15 protein-coding genes and 2 pseudogenes are annotated in these 19379 nt (G+C 56.2%); 8 read left to right on the top strand and 9 right to left on the bottom strand.

Translation table 11 applies throughout. From position 1 onward, the window contains the following. A partial coding sequence (locus tag BN2476_RS43490; RefSeq protein ID WP_143811229.1) for a LuxR C-terminal-related transcriptional regulator occupies nt 1–134 on the top strand: 134 nt, incomplete at its 5' end. 188 nt (nt 135–322) lie between these two features. Here the strand turns inward: BN2476_RS43490 and BN2476_RS43485 are convergent. Next, nucleotides 323–1729 (bottom strand): MFS transporter, encoded by a 1407-nt coding sequence (locus BN2476_RS43485; RefSeq protein ID WP_227746893.1) that lies wholly within the window; start codon nt 1727–1729, stop codon nt 323–325. 1141 nt (nt 1730–2870) lie between these two features. Between BN2476_RS43485 and BN2476_RS46930 the strand changes: the two genes are divergently transcribed. Continuing rightward, complete coding sequence (locus BN2476_RS46930; RefSeq protein ID WP_152760300.1) at nt 2871–3134, top strand: hypothetical protein; 264 nt, start codon at nt 2871–2873, stop codon at nt 3132–3134. Nucleotides 3135–4000: 866 nt separating this feature from the next. Here BN2476_RS46930 and BN2476_RS49615 read toward each other — a convergent pair. Together BN2476_RS49615 and BN2476_RS43470 are read right to left on the bottom strand one after the other, a co-directional pair. Beyond that, entirely contained in the window at nt 4001–4150 is a 150-nt protein-coding gene (locus BN2476_RS49615) for a hypothetical protein (protein ID WP_321574443.1), read from the bottom strand. Between the two features lie 122 nt (nt 4151–4272). Next, nucleotides 4273–5067: an IclR family transcriptional regulator gene (locus tag BN2476_RS43470; RefSeq protein ID WP_087740285.1), complete on the bottom strand. Its 795-nt coding sequence runs from the start codon at nt 5065–5067 to the stop codon at nt 4273–4275. 168 nt (nt 5068–5235) lie between these two features. On the opposite strand from BN2476_RS43470, the gene BN2476_RS43465 reads away from it, so the two are divergent. The 5 genes and pseudogenes from BN2476_RS43465 to BN2476_RS50070 all read left to right on the top strand — a co-directional run. Beyond that, nucleotides 5236–6219, top strand: coding sequence for a hydroxymethylglutaryl-CoA lyase (locus BN2476_RS43465; RefSeq protein ID WP_087740287.1), 984 nt, complete (start codon nt 5236–5238; stop codon nt 6217–6219). Continuing rightward, complete coding sequence (locus BN2476_RS43460; RefSeq protein WP_087740284.1) at nt 6216–7490, top strand: CaiB/BaiF CoA transferase family protein; 1275 nt, start codon at nt 6216–6218, stop codon at nt 7488–7490. The genes BN2476_RS43465 and BN2476_RS43460 overlap by 4 nt, the downstream gene beginning before the upstream one ends. 84 nt (nt 7491–7574) lie before the next feature. After that, complete coding sequence (locus BN2476_RS43455) at nt 7575–8879, top strand: MFS transporter (protein ID WP_087740283.1); 1305 nt, start codon at nt 7575–7577, stop codon at nt 8877–8879. A 2-nt stretch (nt 8880–8881) separates the two neighbouring features. After that, on the top strand, nt 8882–10027 hold the full coding sequence (locus BN2476_RS43450) for an amidohydrolase family protein (protein ID WP_087740282.1): 1146 nt from the start codon (nt 8882–8884) through the stop codon (nt 10025–10027). Nucleotides 10028–10059: 32 nt separating this feature from the next. After that, a pseudogene (locus BN2476_RS50070) lies at nt 10060–10146 on the top strand (IS6 family transposase); the annotation flags it as partial. Nucleotides 10147–10904: 758 nt separating this feature from the next. Here BN2476_RS50070 and BN2476_RS43445 read toward each other — a convergent pair. The 3 genes from BN2476_RS43445 to BN2476_RS43435 all read right to left on the bottom strand — a co-directional run bounded on the left by BN2476_RS43445 (nt 10905) and on the right by BN2476_RS43435 (nt 16029). Next, nucleotides 10905–11465, bottom strand: a complete 561-nt coding sequence (locus BN2476_RS43445; RefSeq protein ID WP_087740281.1) for a hemerythrin domain-containing protein — start codon at nt 11463–11465, stop codon at nt 10905–10907. A gap of 542 nt (nt 11466–12007) precedes the next feature. Beyond that, a complete protein-coding gene (locus BN2476_RS43440; protein WP_087740280.1) occupies nt 12008–13447 on the bottom strand; it encodes a radical SAM protein in 1440 nt (479 codons plus the stop codon). After that, nucleotides 13447–16029 (bottom strand): glycosyltransferase, encoded by a 2583-nt coding sequence (locus BN2476_RS43435; RefSeq protein ID WP_235851238.1) that lies wholly within the window; start codon nt 16027–16029, stop codon nt 13447–13449. Before BN2476_RS43435 ends, BN2476_RS43440 begins: the two co-directional genes overlap by 1 nt. A gap of 221 nt (nt 16030–16250) precedes the next feature. On the opposite strand from BN2476_RS43435, the pseudogene BN2476_RS49085 reads away from it, so the two are divergent. Beyond that, nucleotides 16251–16470 (top strand): annotated as a pseudogene (locus BN2476_RS49085) (AMP-binding protein); the annotation flags it as partial. 895 nt (nt 16471–17365) lie between these two features. Here the strand turns inward: BN2476_RS49085 and BN2476_RS43415 are convergent. The 3 genes from BN2476_RS43415 to BN2476_RS43405 form a co-directional block, all read right to left on the bottom strand. Further along, a complete protein-coding gene (locus BN2476_RS43415) occupies nt 17366–18379 on the bottom strand; it encodes a substrate-binding domain-containing protein (RefSeq protein ID WP_087740276.1) in 1014 nt (337 codons plus the stop codon). A gap of 151 nt (nt 18380–18530) precedes the next feature. Beyond that, nucleotides 18531–18803, bottom strand: a complete 273-nt coding sequence (locus BN2476_RS49075; protein ID WP_235851237.1) for a glycoside hydrolase family protein — start codon at nt 18801–18803, stop codon at nt 18531–18533. A gap of 269 nt (nt 18804–19072) precedes the next feature. Beyond that, a partial coding sequence (locus BN2476_RS43405) for an efflux RND transporter permease subunit (RefSeq protein ID WP_235851236.1) occupies nt 19073–19379 on the bottom strand: 307 nt, incomplete at its 5' end.

The following is a 19379-nucleotide window of genomic DNA, read 5'->3' as shown; positions in this document are numbered from 1 at the left end:
AAGTCGCCGACGCGTGCGCGCTCAGCGCGAAAACGATCAGTACACACAAGATGCGACTGATGCAGAAACTTGGGCTTTCCAACAATGCCGAGGTGATCCGGTACGCGATCCGGCACGGATTGATCGTCGGGTAGAGCGATGCCGCGGAATTCAGGAATAAGTGAGTATTGCGAGCATTCTGCCAGGGGCGTCCAAATCTTTTGCAGCGCGGCCCGTGACAGGATTTCATCGGGCTCGTCGGCCACCTGTACGACCCAGTTTCAGTCACCAGTGGTTATCGTAAAGTGTGTGATTCGACGGGCGGCGAGAATTCGCTTGAAGGTCAGATACGGCCGGCACGCGTAATTTCCTCTCCTGCCTGACGCGGCAAGCGCAGCGTGATGGGAATCGACGCCAGCGAGCACAAGCCCACCAGCAGAAACGCGGGCCAGAAATCCGACCACATGAGCGACGCGTGCCCGTTCGCTGCGCGGGAAATTTGCAGGATGATGCCGCCGATCGTGACGCTTAGACTGAGCGACATCCGGTGCACGGCACTGCCGAGGCTCGTTGCCCGTCCAACGTCGCGACTCGCAATTTCTGCATAGGTTAACGAGTTGAGAGTCGTTAATTGCAGCGCCGGAAAGAAGCCGCCAAGCAGCACAACTACCCAGATGATCCATGTTGGCGTGCACGGGAAAAATAGTCCGTGAGCCGCGACCGAAACACCCGAGAGCGCCGCATTCGCCACCAGCACCGAACGGAAGCCGTAGCGTCGCAGCATGCGCGGGGCGACAGTGCGTGTGAACACGGCGCCGAAAGCAGACGCGCAGGTGACGAGGCCGGACTCAAAGGCACTCATGCCGTATCCTTCCTGCAGCATAAGAGACAGCAGGAACGGCAGCGCGCCAAGGCCGATGCGGAACAGTGATCCGCCGAGGACGCTCGCGCGAAACGTCGGTATGTGGAAAAAGTGCAAATCGAGGAGAGGCAGCGGTACACGCCGTTCATGCACAACGTATCCGGCGAGCAATACGGCGCCCATCACGCCCATGCAGAAAGCATCGCGGTTCGAAACGATTTCACAACCGATAAGGGACAAGCCAAGCAGAAGTAGCGCGGCACCCGCCCCCGACAGAAAAAAGCCGGTCCAGTCGAGGCGGCCGGGATGCGGTTCGCAGGTGTTTGCTATGTGTCTATTCGTCAAGCAGATGCCGAGAATGCTGATAGGCACGTTGACAAGGAAAACCAGGCGCCAATGCGAGTAGGTTGTGATAAGGCCCCCGAGTAGTGGACCTGCGGCTGGACCGACGATCGCGGGAATGGTGAGATAATTCATCGCGCGTATGATATCGGCTCTTTGCACAACGCGAAAAATGATGATCCGGCCCACCGGCACCATCATCGCACCTCCGACGCCTTGCACGAAGCGTGCGAGCGCGAAGGTGATGAGGGAATTTGCCGCCGCGCAGAGGAGAGAGCCGACCACGAAGATGCCGATCGCTGAGCGAAACACCGTGCGCGCGCCGAAGCGGTCTGCGAGCCAGCCACAAGCAGGTATAAACGCGCCAAGTCCAACGGCGTAGCTCGTTACTGCAACTTTTAGCGTCACCACATCGTGCCCGAAATCGCGTGCCATCGTCGGCAGAGCCGTGAGGATCACGTTCTCGTCGACACTTTCCATGAACATGGCGCACGCGACGATCATCGGCGCGATCAGGGATTTCTGGCCAACACTCGAGCTAACCATTTTTGACTTTGTTCAGTTGCGTGACTCTTTGTTTGTAGAGCAGGCCTTGGAGCTTCTGCGGGTTGGACTCAATCCGCCTCAGATCTGTGAATGACGGCGCGTTGACGAGATTCCTGTGAGATAAATCGTTCGTCGTGCTGCATGTGGATAAGACCACGCGATGAGGCTGGATCACCTTACTTCTGTAGGTAAGGTGTCGAGCGGTGGTCCAAGTCGCCGCGGGCCCCAAACGCATGGTCCGGCAGTCCTCCGAGGAAGTCGACTACGCCCCTGGTTGATAACGCGCGGACGATCCTACTCGGAAGTTTGCGCGTAGCGAAGAGCGTACGCCTGGTGTACGGGAACTTGCGCCACAGAGCCTTCAAAGCTCCTCGCATGTATGGTTTAAAAGGGAAGCCGTTTTTGCCTCGTTTCGGACGGAGTCGGTACGCAAGTACTCTAGAGAGCCGCTTTCCGTCTTTCCATCATCCTGTCTTTTTTCCTTCGCGCGACATGACGCAATAGTTGAGCCAACACCAATAGATAGCATGAAGATGAAGTAAGTTGTATTGAGGCCGATGCTAGATATTATGTCCGTGTTCCGTGTGAATGTTATTGTGTCAGCGTGGTCATTAAATGTGGTCATTAAAAATTGTGACTTATTTTATAAGATCTATTTCAGTCTTTCGCTATGTCGCACACCCGACAATGTCGGATGTGCGACATGCCGGTTTGCCATTACTGTGCCGATTTTTAGGCGCTTATCGTTGGTTCGATCTGTGCTTACTAAGAGTCACGCTGGGGCGGTGCGCGGGCAGATTCATCGACCTCGGCGTCGGGCGCAGCTCTGGATTCGGTCAGACGCATGAAGAAAGCGTCAATGTGAGCAGAGACGAAATGACGAACTGCGTAGATTCGCTGCTCGCCCGACGGGTACTTGAATGGCCTGCGTCAATTGGGCTGCGGCGAAGAAGTTCAAGTTCCAGGCGCTAGTCGATAAGAAACGCTAACCGTGCAACTCGCGGCTTAGCAAAGCATAGATTTGCGTATAGTCGCTAACATTCTATATTCATCTCATGCATGTTTCTTGCGTTAGATGATGCTCTGCTTGACCCACGAGCGATTGAGGACATTATGAAAAGTAGCATCACAGGAAATTGCAATGTTGAAGAAAAAAGTGAATTGCGAAGGGCTGTCCGCCAGATTGGTATTCTCTTATTTGATGGATTCTCTCTCCTCTCGACCAATGCTATTACGGAGATATTTCAGCAAGCAAATGAAATATATAAAAACAGCAGTCACAGGCCGTATAACATCAATTTCTATTCAGGGAAAGGCGAAAAAACTCGATGCTCGTCATCAATCGATGTATGGACACGCGCATGCGATCCTGGTGATGTTCGTAGATTGGATGCCGTATTCATAGCAGACGGCCCTGGCGTAGCGGCCGCGCGCCTCGACAGCCGAGTCGTTGACTGGCTATCGGAGGCGGTCTCGCAAGATGTCATGATAGCGCCTATCGGCGACGGAAGGCTACTGTTGGAAGCTGCCGTCCGAGGCCGCAGTGGGTGACATACGGGGCGGGCATATGGCCGTCGGTCAATACCATGCAGCTTAAAGCTCAAGCTGGCTTGCTTTACGACCCGCCAGACAATGTCGGGCCCGCAGATAGCGCTCTCGGGATGGTTGGGCGAGACATCGGTGACGAAGCTGCGCATGATGTTGCTGTAAGGATTCAACCGTTCGGCGGGGATGGACTGGATGGAATTTTCTTGGTTCTCTACCCCGGCTTGCGTTGAAGGAGCAATTGGGAAGGGTCAGGGCGGCTTCCCAGTGGATGAGGCGATACTGCGATCATGCCGTTCCCTTTCGTGAGGCGATGCGCGTTGCAGCCATGAGTGAGCGAAACTTCCCGCGCCGATTCAAGCGAGACTCGACTTGGCTTCGCGATTGCTCGTACAAACAACCTCGTCGATCGACAGTATTGCAAAGCAGTGCCGCTGGACAGGCCCGGCACGTTTCTCCCGTGATTTCAAGCAGCTTCGCGGCAACTTCCACCGAGTTTCGCGAACGTTCTGCCTGTCGGCAGACTTCGGCTTACTCATCGATGCCGATTCGAGCGGTAAGCAGCGTGCGATACGCAAACGGGATTCGCATCAGCGAAGCTTTTCCTGGCGGTCGAGTTCGTCAAGTTCGGCAAAGAACTCGTCACCGTAGAGGTGATGTGCGCGCTCGATCTGTTTCTGGCTTATGGCCAGTATCTTCAGGAGGGCTATCGTCTGTTGCGTGGCTTCATAGGCTCGCAACGAGTCTTGCTTCGCCGTTCTGGGTGATGATGATCGGCTCGCCTGATTCCGTCAGATTTTTGGTGATCTGCGCATTTTCGCGATTGAGATAGCTGATCGGCTTTACCTGATCGGTGAGACGCATCAGGCGCTCCATACGTATTTCGAGTAAGGCTGTCGCCCGGTGGAATGACGGAACAGCGGCTTGTTCCGGTTGTTGACATTGCTTTCCAGGCCGCCGGCATCGGTAGCTGCGCGTCGATTGGCCCCCGCGATGCTCTAACTGCGCTCAACGAAGTCTTCATGAGCGAATCTGGCGATGCTCACATCGTATCTCGCTCCCGTACCCCCCAGGCTGACCGTCGCACGCTTTGCGCTGTCAAGCAACGCCTTCAGCGCAAGCTTGATGATGTCTGGAACGTCGAATCTGCCCTTGGGTCCGGATAGCGTCAGCGCGCCCACCAGTTGACCAGTCGAATCGAACACCGGCACCGATGCTGATGTTGTTTCAGGATCGCGTTCGCCGTATGACACCGCCCAGAGTTGTTCGCGCACCTCACTCCAGCGCGGGTCCAGCGATTCGGTGAATGCGAGTAGTACTTTGCCCGACGCGCCCTTGTCGATCGCAAATTCCTCACCAACGCGTATCGAGACCCGTACGCTTCTTGACGGCTCTACGCGGTACAGCACTAACCGATGGTCACCCTGCCTCACGTAGAAAGATGCCGTCTCGCCAAGGTCTCGACTCAAGTGCTGAAGGATGGGTTCGACAACAGGACCGACTTGAAACGACCGTTGATAGAGCGTTGCGAGGCGCAGTGGTTGATGGCCGATTGCGTACTGCCCGTCATTCAGTTTCCGTATGAATCCGCCGTGCTCCAAAGCACCGAGCAGTCGCAAAACCGTGCTCTTGTACAAGCCGGTCCGGCGCGAAAGTTCGGTTAGCGTCAACTGATCATCAGTCGGTCCAAAGGCGTTGAGAATCGCGAATGCTCGATCCAGGACCGCAACGCCACTCGACGTTTCAGACGCGTCGACCGATGACTGCGTCGTCGAAAATGCATTGATAGACACGTTTTTTCTCCTTGCTCATCACTATCACTTTACAGTTCCGTCTGGTGGAACTCAAGTTCTGTTATTTGAGAAAATTCGGGGTTTACCCGTCTTAACCAACATCGAATACGCGCATATAGTTCTTTCCAGTAGAACTAAGGTCTGACAGATAGAACATGGGATCCAATGATGTGTACATCCAATCCTAGGGTGTTGATCAGCGAAGTCGGGCCGCGCGACGGCCTGCAAAGCATCAGGAGCGTCATGCCGACAGCGGCCAAACTGCGATGGATCTCCGCGTTGGCGGCCGCTGGGTTGAAGGAGATTGAGGTGGGCTCGTTCGTGCCCCCGAAGCTGCTGCCGCAAATGGCCGACATCCGTGAGGTCGTGGCGCATGCGCTGTCGATCCCGGGCCTTCATGTCGCGGTCCTCACGCCGAATCTGCGTGGTTCGCAAGGCGCGTTTGAGGCCGGTGTGCACAAGGTAACTCTGCCCGTCTCGGTGACCAACGAGCACTCGATGGCCAATATACGCAAGACGACAGTGCAGATGATCGAAGAGGTGCGCAACATCGTCGCATTGCGCAACGAGCTCTTTCCTGGCGTGCGGATCGAAGCGGGGGTGTCGGTCGCATTTGGCTGCACGATCGCCGGCACGGTCACCGACGATGAAACGATGCGTATGTGCCTTGCGATGGCCGAGTGCGGCGTGGACGAGATTGGTCTTTCCGATACCAGCGGATACGCCAACCCTGCGCAGGTTCGTCGCCTGTTCCGCCGACTGCAATCTGAACTCGCGGACAAGGCGGGCGGGGCGCACTTTCATAACACACGCGGTCAGGGACTGGCCAATGTGATCGCTGCACTTGACGTTGGCGTCACAACGATCGATTCGAGCCAGGCTGGCCTTGGTGGCTGTCCGTATGCGCCGGGCGCTACGGGAAACATCGTCACGGAGGACCTTGCTTTCCTGCTGGAAGCCATGGGCTATGACACGGGCGTGGACATCGACAAGCTGATCGCTGCGCGCGCGATTCTGGCCGAAGCGCTACCGGGAGAAACTTTGTACGGGCATGTGCACGATGCCGGGATGCCAAGGGGATTCAGGTACTCAGACGGGCGTGTACCGAGCGCGCCGCAACCGGAAGGCTGTCTGTTGGGAGTTGCGCAATGAGCGAAGTGCCAGCGAATCAATCTCTGCCGTACAACGGCGTGCGTGTTGTCGAGATGACGCACATGGTGATGGGACCGACATGCGGCATGGTCCTGGCTGATCTGGGCGCGGAAGTGATCAAGGTTGAACCGATCGCTGGTGACAGCACGCGCGCACTTCGCGGTTCCGGAGCGGGCTTCTTCAGTACCTTTAACCGGAACAAGAAGAGCATCGCCGTCGATGTGAAGGATGAGCGCGGTATCGAGATCGTGCACAAGCTTCTTGCGGGTGCGGACGTCTTCAGCGAAAACTTTAAAAGCGGCACGATGGACAAACTGGGCCTCGGTTATGCAGCACTTTCCAGGCTCAATCCGCGTCTCATCTATGTGTCACACAAAGGATTCCTGCCCGGTCCGTACGATCACCGTACCGCGCTCGACGAGGTCGTGCAGATGATGGGTGGCCTCGCCTACATGACGGGACCGGAAGGGTGTCCGTTGCGGGCCGGCACGAGTGTCAACGACATCATGGGCGGCATGTTCGGCGCAATCGGCGCGATGGCGGCGCTCGCTCAACGCGGGCGCACGGGACACGGCCAAGAGGTCCAAAGCGCGCTGTTCGAGAATAACGTGTTTCTCGTCGCGCAGCACATGATGCAGTTCGCCGTGACCGGAAAAGCCGCAGCACCGATGCCGAGCCGAATCTCCGCCTGGGCGGTCTACGATGTGTTTTCAGTCAGGAACGGCGAACAGATCTTCCTGGCGGTCGTTTCCGATAGACAGTGGGCGATCTTCTGTGACGCGTTTGGTCTATCGGAACTGAAGGCGGACGAGCGCATCGCGACCAATAATCAGCGGGTGCAGGCGCGCGACTGGCTATTGCCGCAGCTTCGCAAGCACATGGAAGCATTCACCGCAGCTGAGATCAGCGCGATCTTCGAAGGCTGCGGATTGCCGTACGCGCCAATTACCAAGCCTCAAGATCTGTTTGACGATCCCCATCTGCTTGAAACCGGCGGGCTTGCCGATGTGACGTTGCCTTCCGACGCTAGTGGCGCCGGCCAACCCGTATCCACCAGGACAGCATTGCTGCCCCTGACGCTTGGCGGAGAACGGCTGCAACTGCGTGCAGCACCGCCTTCGCTCGGCCAGGACACGCGAGCGGTTCTCATGCAGCTCGGTTACACGTCAGAGGACCTCAGGCACCTGACCGAAGCGGGCATCGTCAGGTGTCAGGATCGGCAGCCTGGCGATGCGGCAAGCCCGTCGGCTTACGAACTCGCCAGCGCCTGACATTCGAACCGTACACGAAGAATCACTGCGCCGCGCGTGGGTGGCATGGTCCAGCCCGGCCCGTGATTCGACAGGAGACGATACATGGCATCTATTTTCTCGAATCTTGCAACCGACAGTCCTGCCGCCTCCACTCTTGAACAGCAGGCGGTGAAAAAGGCCGCGTGGCGCTTTATTCCGCTTCTCGCACTTGCATACTTCTTCAATTACCTGGATCGCACCAGCGTTGGCTTCGCTGCGCTGACGATGAACCACGACCTTGGTCTGACCGCCACGCAGTTCGGCTGGGGTGCCGGCATCATGTTCGCGGGGTACTGCCTTTGCGAAGTACCGAGCAACCTTGCGCTGTACCACTTCGGCGCGCGGCGCTGGCTGGCGCGGATCATGATCACGTGGGGCTTCTTCGCGGCGGCCACGGCGCTTGCGGTGGGACCCAACAGCTTCTACGCAATCCGGCTCTTGCTGGGTATAGGCGAAGCGGGCTTTTTCCCGGGCGTGATCTTCTTCCTCGCAGTCTGGTTTCCGGCGAGCTATCGCACTCGCGTGCTCGCGTGGTTCACCGTCTCCACGCCGCTCTCGTCACTCGTCGGCGGTCCGCTTTCGACCCGGCTGCTCAAGATGGACGGCTTCCTTGGGCTGGCGGGCTGGAAATGGATGTTCATTGTCGAGGGATTGCCCGCGTGCGTGCTCGGCTTCCTCGTGCTGAAGATGCTCGCGGACAACCCCGCCGATGCCACGTGGCTGTCGCCGCAGGAGCGGCAGGCGCTGCAGAGCGCCTTCGACCGCGAGGCTGCAGCCAGTCAGAAGAAGGATTTCGGTGCCGCGTTGAAGGATGCGCGCACGTACATCCTGGCGATGATCTCATTCGGCTTCACGATGGGTTCCTACGGTATTGGCATCTGGCTGCCGCAGATGCTCAAGGCTCACGGCATGAGCGTGACGCAGACCGGCTGGGTGTCAGCGGTGCCGTATTTCTTTGCAACCATTGCATTGCTCTGGTGGGCCAAGCGGGTCGATCGGCGCGGCGGACCCGTCGCGAACCTGGCCGGGGGTCTTTTGATCGGAGCCGTGGCGCTCGGCGTATCGACCCATTTCCATCAACTGGTGCCCGCCATGACCGGCATCACACTGGCGCTCATTGGTACGATCGCGGGCCGCACGATTTTTTATACGTTGCCGAACAGGTTTCTCTCGGGAGAGGCCGCCGCCGGCGGCCTGGCGCTGATCAATTCGGTTGGCGCGCTTGGCGGTTTTGCGGGACCGTACCTCGTGGGCTACCTCAAGGACAGCTTCGGTACGTTCACGGCCGGAATGATCGGTCTGTCGGTCGTGCTGCTCATCACGACCGTGCTGACCCTCTCGCTCTACGCCTTCAACACGGAGAAGTGAGGATGACACAGCTTCGTTCGCCCCTGCGACGCCGACTCCTCGGCGCGGCGGCGGCATCGATCACGATTCCCGCCGTCACTGCGCGGCAGGGATTCGCAAAACAGGAAACGCGCAGCATGAGCACGACCAGCAACTATCTTCCCGTTCGCGCGGCGTGGCTCGCCTCGGGCACTGAAGCCGCGCTCGAACCGGACATGCCGATCATCGACGCGCATCATCATTTCTATGAGCGCACGGGATGGACGTACCTGCTCGATGAATATCTCGAGGATGCGAGATCGGGGCACAACATTACCGCGTCGGTGTACATGCAGGCGCTAACCCGTTACCGGCAATCCGGCCCCGACCAATTGCGCCCGGTTGGCGAAATCGAATATGTGACGCATGTGACCGCGCCGTTGCAGAACGGCAAGCCGCAGGTCGCAAAGGGTATCGTAGGATACGCGGACCTTCGTCATGGTGCCGAGGTACGCGAGGTTCTTGAAGCGGAGCTTCAGGCCGGCGATGGCCGCTTGCGGGGCGTGCGGCACCTTGTTACGTGGGACCCAGACCCAACGCTCGTGAATCCATTGTCGGCCGCGCCGCGTGGACTGCTGCTCGATCCGGACTACCGCGCAGGCGTTGCGCAACTCGGGGCACTGGGCCTCTCGTACGATGCGTGGCTCTTCTTCCCTCAATTACCGGAACTGTTCGATCTGGCGAAGAATTATCCCGACACTCCGTTCATCGTCAACCATTGTGGCGGTGTCGTGCGTATCGCCAGCTATGCAGACAAAGGCAAGGAAGTGTTCGACGCATGGTCACGCTCGATGCGCGAACTGGCGCAGTTGCCCAATGTTTATGTGAAGGTGGGCGGCCTGGGCATGCGCATCAACGCGTTTGACTTTGAGAGAGGCGAGCGGCCGCCTTCATCGGCTCAACTCGCCGAGACATGGAAACCGTGGATGTACACGTGTATCGAGGCCTTCGGCGCGGACCGCTGTATGTTCGAAAGCAATTTTCCCGTCGATAAAGGCTCGTATCCTTACAGCAATGGCTGGAATGCTTTCAAGCTCTTGACTGAGCAGGCGAGCGCGCAGGAGCGCGATGCGTTATTCCGTGGAACTGCGACAGAGATATACCGTCTCGCATTTCTTGCGACACCGTGAGCCAGCGGCGCAGGTATCTATCCTGAGAGCTGCGGAGTTTCGAGGTCGATCATTCAAGCGTGCATCGCTGGGTTATCAAACTCGTGCCCCTGTTCGAAAAGGCGTTTCGTCGACAAAAGTGACTAGTGCGCAAGAGCTGGAGCGCTCGAAGCGCTTAACGCCGAAGGCCAGTGCCGATCAAGGAGCTGAATAACATCATCGAGCAGAATCGCGCGCGATCAAAGGCTCATCAAACCGACGATGGGCTTCAAGAGTAGCCCGTGTGCGCGCATCGTTCTTGCCGGCATCGAACTGATGCATATGGTCCGCAAGGGCAGTTGCAAGACGATGATATCGCCAGAACCACCGCGGAGCAGTTCCAACTCACTCGTTATGTAAGCTCCTATTTTCATCTCGGAGCTTTCTCACCTCGATTTCCTTGTCGCGAAAGAGCCAGTTGGTTTTCGGGCTGCCGGGGCCTGCGTGTTAATGGAGGCAATCGTCTTTGCCTGATTTCTAAGGAGTCGGGCGTCGGTGCATTTGACTTCTGCACGATTATACCCGAGCAACTTACGGGTTACTGGTCCGTGCCCGGCTCATCGGGCTCGCGGCCCAGCTCTGCTTTGCAACGTTCACAGCCCGCCGCACGTAATAATACCGTGTGCGGCAAGTGATGTCGGGCGACGAGGTCTCGTTCCGACTCTCGAACTTCGGCAGGCGAACCATTCGCCAAGCGTTCACGACGGCCTTGATGTCTGAATGGATGGGCTCCTGTCGATCATCGATCGGCCATCACGTATGCGTGACCGTTCTACCATGGCAGAATGGTAGTGCGAAAGGAGAGCCATTGACCGGTTGCCTGCAGTACGAGTTGCTCAAGGAGCGACCGGCGGCTGGCTCATGTGTGTTGCATCCGCGCATCTATGGCGATCTGTTTGCGAAGCGCCTCGAAACGCTCAAGTACCTGTTCTCCGAAATGCGGATCGGGGCTAGCAGAAACGACGGCATCGACCGCTGCCCAGTCCTGTTCCGTCAACACCTGCGCGGCGCGAGGCATCAAATCTCGCTCCTCAGTAGAAAGGTGGTGACGATAGTACACAAGGTACGCGGCCGTGGCCGCCTCCAGAGCCGTGCGGGGGACGATGACATCTCCAGCGGCTTCATTGATGCGATTCAGGAGTTCATCGCCGGCCGCGGCAATCACGCGATGCTCCTGCAGAAGTCGGTTCACGACGACTTGAATCCCGGGATCGCGTTTAGCAAGCAGAGCGTACGCGACATCCTCGCGCGGATGATGAACACGATCGGAAAAATTCCGCATGTAGTAAAGGATGTCGTTCATAAGCCCGTAATTCGGACTCTCGCCTCGATGGAGCACAGCTACCTGTTCTTCGAGAAGATCGAGTAGCCGGGCAAAATTAACGTGCTCGGCGTGCCATACAGAAAGTGAGTCCGGCATGACATGCTCCGTGGGAATGGTCAGGTACAGACTGTCTGAACCAAACGGTGAACGCAGCCCTTGTCGGCGTGATCGATAGGGCCGCAGCGCGACCGGTACAATTCAAATGTTACCAGGCGCACGCGCCAAGAAGGACTGACACAGATCAATACACTGCGGTATTGGTAGGCGGAGATCGGCCGCGGCGGACGGCCAGTCTGCGGCTTTGCGGCTACTGGCACTTCGATGTGGTGGTCGATCTCCCAGATGATCGCGCATCCGATTGCCGGGACCACCCGGTACCGATAAAAGTATCTTTACCGAAGAGGGGGCATTCCGAATACAGTGGACATAGCCTGCCCGGGTAGATCACACAGCGCAAGACGTCGATTTCTGCGTGCTTACGCGAAACCCGGCCATCGCGTTTGACAAATTGCAACGAGTGGCATATCCGCGCAGCGCTTGGCAATACCGATCGCCACGCAAGTTCCGACGCAGGACCAATTCATCAACCTTGGTGTGAGGCGGTGCCCGGTACCACAGGGGCGATTCCAGTGCGCTCCTCAGACTTCGGGTGTCACGAATTGGGTGTTAATGACGGCTTCGACCAGCGTAACTCCGTTGGGGGTGAGGGTTACCACATCCCTATCGATTATGACCAGCGCTTTATCAACCAGCGTTCTGAGCGTGGGGCGGATAATCGGGTTGTCGAAGAAGCTTCTGCTATCAAAACGCTGTCTGAACACGTTGTCATTCACCGGAACCAGTGTGGAGAGAGCCATTTTGAAAGCGTTCACTTCGCGCTGAAGTGAGGAGACTCCTCGGCTTTCCTCAATGGGCAGACGGTTTTCATCCAGAGCTTCCTTGTATTTTCTGTAGCCGGTGATGTTGACGGCCTCGGCCCGGGTACATTTCGAGCTGCCGCCGAGACCAATCGCCACTTCCGGGTACTGCTTATCGAGGTCGGTCACTAGCCCTTTCCATTTCTCGGGATGCTGATGGTTCTGGTGAAAGTACGTAGTCGGATGTTCGAGATATCCGGACGAGAGGTACTGCCCGATCAGTTCGCGCATCTGATACTGTTTACCCAGCCCCGGGAAGTTCATGTTATTAATGTTAATAAGCCCTTTTTTCTGCCACAGACTTTCTCGCTCTCCGGAAACACCGGTACGCTTTTTCAGAAACTTTTCCATGTGCAGCTTGGTGCAGACCACGTGAGAAAGTTTCAGTTCGAGGATTTTCTCTATGTCATATTTCACATCGTCCACGCTCTGGCCGAGCATGCCGTAGATAAGGTCGACGCTGACCCAGTCGAAGCCGGTTTCGCGCGCGTTAAAAATTGCATCCAAGCACTGTTCGGCGGAGTGCATACGTCCGCAGGCCGAGATAATGCGGTCGTCGAAGGCCTGGGCACCGAAGCTGATTTTGGTAAAGCCCAACTCTTTTAACAGTCCAAGGTATTGTTTGGTCAGGGTACCCGGCTCGCCCTCAAAGCGCATGGTAGCAGCAGAAAAGTTAAAATGGCCTTGGTAAAAATCCATCAGGCGCCGCAGCTCAGGCTCAGGAAGCAGCGATGGCGTGCCGCCGAAGATGTTGAATTCGCCGACTTCGGCCTGGGCGAGACACGGAACGTTCTGAAGCCACATAGCGGCCTCTTTGATGTTGTAATCCACCAGATCCCGGAACACTGCCTGTGACGAAGTGACCTGTGGATTCAGAATAAGCGTCGGGTACTGGCAGAAATGGCAGCGGTAGCGGCAGGTGGGGATATATGACCAAAGATGGATCTGTTTTGCCTGTTTGATATCACGCTCCATGTCATCAAAGAAAGCGACGAGTGGATAACCGCAGATATCGCCAGGGAAAACGTGGCAACCGAACGGATCTTTAAAAACATACTCCAGAAATGCGATGTTCTCCGGGCGGGAGAGAAAATCATATACTCGCGGCACCGGATAATTCGTATCGATATCGCTCAGTGAGTTCAGAGTTTCGCTATTCATCAGAATACCCCGCCGTTAGCGAAGTAGTTATGCGCTTCGCCGGACTCACGGTCTTCACAGAAATAGTAGATAAAGCGCTCGAGATCTTCCGGTTTGACCACATCGAAGCACTCCGGCAACGGCGGCGGAAAACCGATATCCTCACCAACGGCGCGGCGCATGGCACTGAAAATTTCATCACGAAACTCGAAATAAAGCCGATAGGCCGGGGTTTTGTAAGCATGGATCGGTTTGAAGTCGATAATTCTGGAATCGTGCTTAATTTCATGGATACGCTGATACAGACGGTCAGCCACTGGTCCGGTAAAAAATTCACGCACGGCGATGTTCTCCAGCAAAATCTGTGGGTTGAGCAGCGCCGGCAACACGATGTTTTTGGGAACGTAGTCTTTAATCGAGTAGCACCAGGCCTGCTGCGACTGTGCGGGAGTGGTGTCGTACAGCGTTGGCCTTTGCTTTTCCTCATCCGGGCGTACGTCTTTCATGATGATGATGCCATCCTGTCCATAGGCAGTACCGCTGATCACTTCCTCTAGGATGGTATCCACGCGACGGCTGTTAATTTCCACACGGGAATCCCGGGCGTAAACCGGCTTGCCGCCTCCGGCGATTACCCGGATTCCAAAGTCCCAGTCGTCGGAGAGGTGTTCTACAAAGCGGCCATTGTTCAGCTGGTAGAAAATTTCGATACCTCCCACTTTGTCATATAGAGTGCGCTCAACGGCAAAACCTTTGCCGTCTGGAAAGCCGCCGAAGAGCGAAAACGACACATCACGGCAGCGCAGGGTTTTTTGGATTTCCCGGAACAGGTTGGGGCGATTGCGGAACGCTTCTTCGTTGTAGTAGTAATTGCAGGTGCCAATATCCCCATTTGCCTCCACCATTTTTTTAATCAGCGCGTGCAGCCAGTAAGGGTCTACGGTGCAGTCCGCATCGGCGGAAACAATATAGTGTTTTTTCTGAACTTCTAGACGGCTGTCGCGGGATTTTGAACGCACAGAAGCGTAATCCATGCCGCGTTTTCTGGCGGACGAGACGCCCTGAGTGGTCTCATGGAGAGTATGAATATCCATGGATGGATTTTGGGCTTTGAAGGTGTTAATTTTTTCAACGGAGTCGTCCGTGGAATTATTATCCACAAAAATAAGCTCATAACCGTCACGAGTAATCAAGTTGTTATGTGTTTTTTGGTTAAATAGGGAGAGCAATACCTCGCGGATACGATCGCTTTCGTTATAAACTGGCAGCACAACTGATATAAAAACAGTATCGCGCATATTTCCTCCGGAGCAATTCAAGTCGAGGATGCAAGTTGCATTATCAGAAAGTAATCGCTTGCCAATAGAAAAATTCCTCCGAGCAACGTCATTCATCAACTGTTTATTATTAAGGAGTTTGTACAAGTCCCCAACAAATACTTCATCAGGCAAACCATCCTGCTCTTCTGATATCTTCATAACCGGCGCTTCAAATCCATATTGACCATAGACCTCCCAATAATATTCGTAGCTGGTAGTGATGTAGCAGCGCTGGCTGCTAATCGCTTCTCCAACAGGATTCCCATAGCTGTCATAATCCCACGAAGTAAGAAAAGAGACCAGATCGCAGGAGTAGTATAAATCCTCAATAGTAATCGCCTCTTCCCATGAAAGCATGTATTCGTGCCGAAGTGGGCCAATAAATTTGATGAATGACTCGACGTTTAATTTTTTGGCCAATGCATTCAGTTCCTGATGGTAAGGATGGTTTTCATCAGGATCGCCTGCCACAACCAAAAAAACCTTCCGGTCGATATCGTTCTGACTGAAAAGTTGGTTCAGCCGATGGACCAGATAAACATCCCTGTCCAAACGCTTTTGCGGAATAATGCGGGTGGTGCGGGCGATCAAAATGTCGCTGTCGCGGATAAGGAGGTTCTCCCTGATACTTGTATATTTGCCATGTCCGGTGAAATTATAGGTATTCTTTTTAACCTTGACTTCCACTTCGTAATCACACCACTTTTCGAGCTCATTCTTTAGGTGATTATTGAGTGTGACGTATGTTATATACCTGGATTTAACAGGCTTAATGGCATGAGGATAAGGCGCTGCGCCGTATTTCATCACATTTTTTTCACTGTTCCACATTAGATCGTGATCGCGCCAGATGACGAAATTGCCTAGGCAATGACGTTTCCCGTAATCTTCAATCGCCATATACAGCGCCTTGGTATAGGTAAGATTTTCCGGAAGCGTTCCATTCTCAACAATCACATAACTGATACTCAGCTTTTCCCATAGCTGAACGATTCGATGTGCCAGTCGCAGAGAAGATTCGCTAATTGCAAGCAGGAGTTCTTCCTGCTCTCTGGAAAAAGCGGATGGAACTCGACCCATCAGAACATTGTGCGAGTGCGCTAGGAAATCGACGCTGTAGTGGGGAATAGAATCGATATCATCAATACGAACCAGATCGAATATATCCCTATAAATCTCCTTCTCGTGATCGTAAGGTTTGCCGAATTTTCCTTTATCTATTTTTATGTCGTAGCCCAGGTCGAGATAAGACTTGATTTGATTCTGCGCAAGAATTTTGGCCATTTTTGACGCTTCAACTGTGATGCCTGATACGGCGACAGCGTCAAATGATATAAATATGGCCCCGGCATGCATATCTTTATGACACATTCCGAATCACCCTAAAGCAATTTGTGAATATGAATCATAATCGCCACCAAAAACCATCCATTTGCGACACAATGTCGCCTCGGCTTCGAGCGCGATTTCCGACAGTGCTTCATGGCGCGCTTGGGTTCGAACAATGCCCGGTCGAGACGATGAAGCGCGTCGTGTCGCAGATGCATCTCCGCGAGGTGACGTTCACGTACAGGATGACCGAGACCTCCCCGGTATCGTTCCAGAACTGCACCAACGACCCGCTCGTCAAGCGGGTGACAACGGGTGGCCGCGTGCAGCCGAACCTGAATTCGCGTCGATCCCGACGGTAACGTTGAGGCGGTCGGCGAGAAGGGCGAGCTGTGTCCTTGAAGTGCGCTATCTCACCCATCGAGATGCTGGGCGACAGCGTGCGGGTTGACGACACAACGGATTCGCCAGCTGGTTGCCAATCCGCGTGAGCGGGGTCCGCAGGACCTCGTGTCGCAGCGGCGCCCGAAACCCGGCAGCAACCGACTGGACACCGCGGTTGCCGATCGTGCAATTTCGATCATCCGCGATCGCTGCGTCGATTTTGGCGCCAACGCTGGCTTGCGAGAAGTTCTATGAATGCCACGATATTCGGCTTGCCAAGGAAGGGGGCGGAAGCTGATGACGCCGCCGGCATATGGGGCCGGCGACGGCAGAGACCGCCGAAGGTCTACCGGCTCACCCAGGCACGCCGCACATGCCTGGGTGAGCCGGTACAGAACCGATGGTAGTAACCATCGTTGGTTTGGCGGATAAGCGATCAATCTGTCAGATTAGTATTCGAAGTAGTAACGTTGTCGTTGTTCAAAGCGTCGCTTTGTTTGATTTCGGAATGCAGATTGATTGTTGGAAAGTGAAGTAATGGATGACAGCACTTCTATGAATCCACCGTACTGCGGGAGCAGACACCAGGCCGCTGGCACGGCAAGTGTCATCGAGGACAATCGCCGGAGCTTGCGAGGCGCGTCGCTGAGGAAGCCGTGCTACGCGACCGCGAACAACGCCTGCCGCACAATAAGATCGAATTGTTTTCTCGTTCAGGCCCGTGGGCCATCGCCGTGCCGAAGGTGTCCGGCGGCGCAGGAGTATCGTTCGTGACGTTGAGCGAGGTAAGGAAGATCGTTGCAGTAGCGGACCCATTCTCGGGCAGATGCTACAGAATCACCTCGAGCACCAGATAATGGACGAATCCGAGTAATTTCTGTGTCCCCAACCTTGCGAATACCTATATCTAGTCGATGCAGGGCCCGTCCGAATTGCCGATCTCGAGGCTAGGCTGCCAAAGAACGTGCAGCTTCTCGGGTGGCTCGCCGTTGAGCACTGCGAGCATTAACTCAATGATCGTCACACCAACATCATGCGGAGCGGCCGATTGCAGGGTCGTGAAGTTGTAACCCATGAGCGTGTCTGGAGGAAGGCCACCATTGACGATGATCGACATTGCGCTGCCGATCGTAACCCCGGCGTCAACAAGCGCACGCACTGCGCCGGCGCCGTATGGAGGGTTGTCCACGATCACGGCAGTCGGTCGCGGATTGCATGAAAGAATACACGTCATTGCTTCGTAGCTGCCGGCGCGGCTGAGCGTACCTTCGATCATGTAGCGCGCGTCTACGGGCAGACCGGCGGCGGCCATCGCGTCAATGTAGCCCTTACGCGCCTGTGTTGTGAGATGCAACTCCAATGGTCCGTTGAGCAACGCGATCCGGCGGTGGCCAAGGTTTACCAGCCGCTCGACTGCCTGGCGCACTCCGGCTTCGGTGTCGAAATCAAACCAGGAGTACGGGCCCGGAAGGATGCTGCGGCCGTACGCAACGAACGGAATGCACTTTTTCACAAGATACTGCAGCCGGGGATCATTCAGTTTGGTACGCGTGACGATCATGCCGTCGACGCGGCGCCCTTCAGTCATCCGCTCGTAGGTACGGAGTTCGTCGACGTTAGAGGACGAGGCAATGATCAGATCCTTGTCGGTGCGCTCGATGGCCTTAGTCATGCCGGACACGACTTCGAGGAAGTATGGATCTCCAAGATCATGCGCCGTGAGCGGACAGATGATGCCGATAGCATCGGCGCGCCCGGTTGCCAGGTGCCGCGCGATCGTATTGGGGCGGTAGCCGACGCTAGCCGCAACCGCAATGACTCGCTCACGGGTGCGCTCACTCACTTCCGGGTGGCCGTTGAGCGCACGGCTGACCGTGGTCCGCGACATCCCAAGCTTGTGCGCAAGATCTTTCAGTTTCATCGTGTGTCCCGGTCTTGCCGCTGCCCCGCCAACCTGTCGGGGCCACCGACCCCGTAGCGCGACGCGTCAACCTGCAACCTGCCATCGTCAAGTACATGGACGGGCATCGGGTCAGAGATCTCCTCGATGAACTGGCCGTCCTTGCCGAATTTCAGGAGTGCCATGAAGCGCAACGTACGGTCCGGTGCGTGCAACACCCGGCCGGAATAGAGCGATCCGCTGCATCGCCGACTAGAAAGTCTTCCTCGACCAGCTTCCGTTCGCCAAGCGGATAATCGGTAATCAGATAGTGCGTGCCCTTCATGGGCGCGGACGTGCGCTTGCGGCAATACATCGGCTCGCTATGGTCCTTCGCGGTGCAGAACAGGCAGTACCAGCGGCCCTGATGTTCGAAGACCTGCGGTACTTCCAGTTGCCCGAACACCTTCGAGCGGAACAGCGGCGGGGCAGCGACCAGTCTTCGAGATCGCGCGATACCGCATGCCCAAGCACGCCGCGTCCGATCGCTGGGCCCGCAGTCTCTTGCGCAGTGAACACCATGTGCCAGCCGCCGCCGTTCGGGGCGGCGAAGACTCAGGGGGCGCGGAAGGCCTGGTCCTGCAATACATCTGTATCGAGCGGCTCGTACCAGTAAGGATCGATGTCCAGCATCGGATTGTGCGCGAATCGTTCCCACGTGTGCAGATCGTCGGATCAAACTGCACCCGTTTGGTTCGACTTCGGGTGATGGTTTGCACCCAGCAACATATACATTGCGGGCACGACGAAGAGCGTGAACAGCGTGCCGATCGACAGCCCCGTGAAGATCACGAGCCCCATCGCATTGCGGCCCGCCGCGCCCGCACCGGACGCGATCACGAGCGGGAGCACGCCCAGCACCATTGCCGCCGTCGTCATCAGGATCGGCCGCAAGCGCGAGGGGCTCGAAGAAGCCTCCGGCGTGCGCTTGCGGCCGATCCTGCTGACCACGGCGGCAATGTTGCTGGGTGTTCTGCCGCTC

It is taken from the genome of Paraburkholderia piptadeniae (genome assembly GCF_900007165.1).
Classification (GTDB): Bacteria; Pseudomonadota; Gammaproteobacteria; order Burkholderiales; family Burkholderiaceae; genus Paraburkholderia; species Paraburkholderia piptadeniae.
Note: the sequence above shows the minus strand (reverse complement) of the source record. Positions and strands in the feature narration are given on the sequence as shown.

Excerpts from the sequence above, each read along its gene's own strand:
- BN2476_RS43465 (WP_087740287.1), top strand. The coding sequence starts at position 5,236 with ATGTGTACATCCAATCCTAGGGTGTTGATCAGCGAAGTCGGGCCGCGC.
- BN2476_RS43485 (WP_227746893.1), bottom strand. The coding sequence starts at position 1,729 with ATGGTTAGCTCGAGTGTTGGCCAGAAATCCCTGATCGCGCCGATGATC.
- BN2476_RS49615 (WP_321574443.1), bottom strand. The coding sequence starts at position 4,150 with ATGGAGCGCCTGATGCGTCTCACCGATCAGGTAAAGCCGATCAGCTAT.
- BN2476_RS43440 (WP_087740280.1), bottom strand. The coding sequence starts at position 13,447 with ATGAATAGCGAAACTCTGAACTCACTGAGCGATATCGATACGAATTAT.
- BN2476_RS43450 (WP_087740282.1), top strand. The coding sequence starts at position 8,882 with ATGACACAGCTTCGTTCGCCCCTGCGACGCCGACTCCTCGGCGCGGCG.
- BN2476_RS43445 (WP_087740281.1), bottom strand. The coding sequence starts at position 11,465 with ATGCCGGACTCACTTTCTGTATGGCACGCCGAGCACGTTAATTTTGCC.
- BN2476_RS43460 (WP_087740284.1), top strand. The coding sequence starts at position 6,216 with ATGAGCGAAGTGCCAGCGAATCAATCTCTGCCGTACAACGGCGTGCGT.
- BN2476_RS43415 (WP_087740276.1), bottom strand. The coding sequence starts at position 18,379 with ATGAAACTGAAAGATCTTGCGCACAAGCTTGGGATGTCGCGGACCACG.
- BN2476_RS46930 (WP_152760300.1), top strand. The coding sequence starts at position 2,871 with ATGTTGAAGAAAAAAGTGAATTGCGAAGGGCTGTCCGCCAGATTGGTA.
- BN2476_RS43455 (WP_087740283.1), top strand. The coding sequence starts at position 7,575 with ATGGCATCTATTTTCTCGAATCTTGCAACCGACAGTCCTGCCGCCTCC.
- BN2476_RS43435 (WP_235851238.1), bottom strand. The coding sequence starts at position 16,029 with ATGGCCAAAATTCTTGCGCAGAATCAAATCAAGTCTTATCTCGACCTG.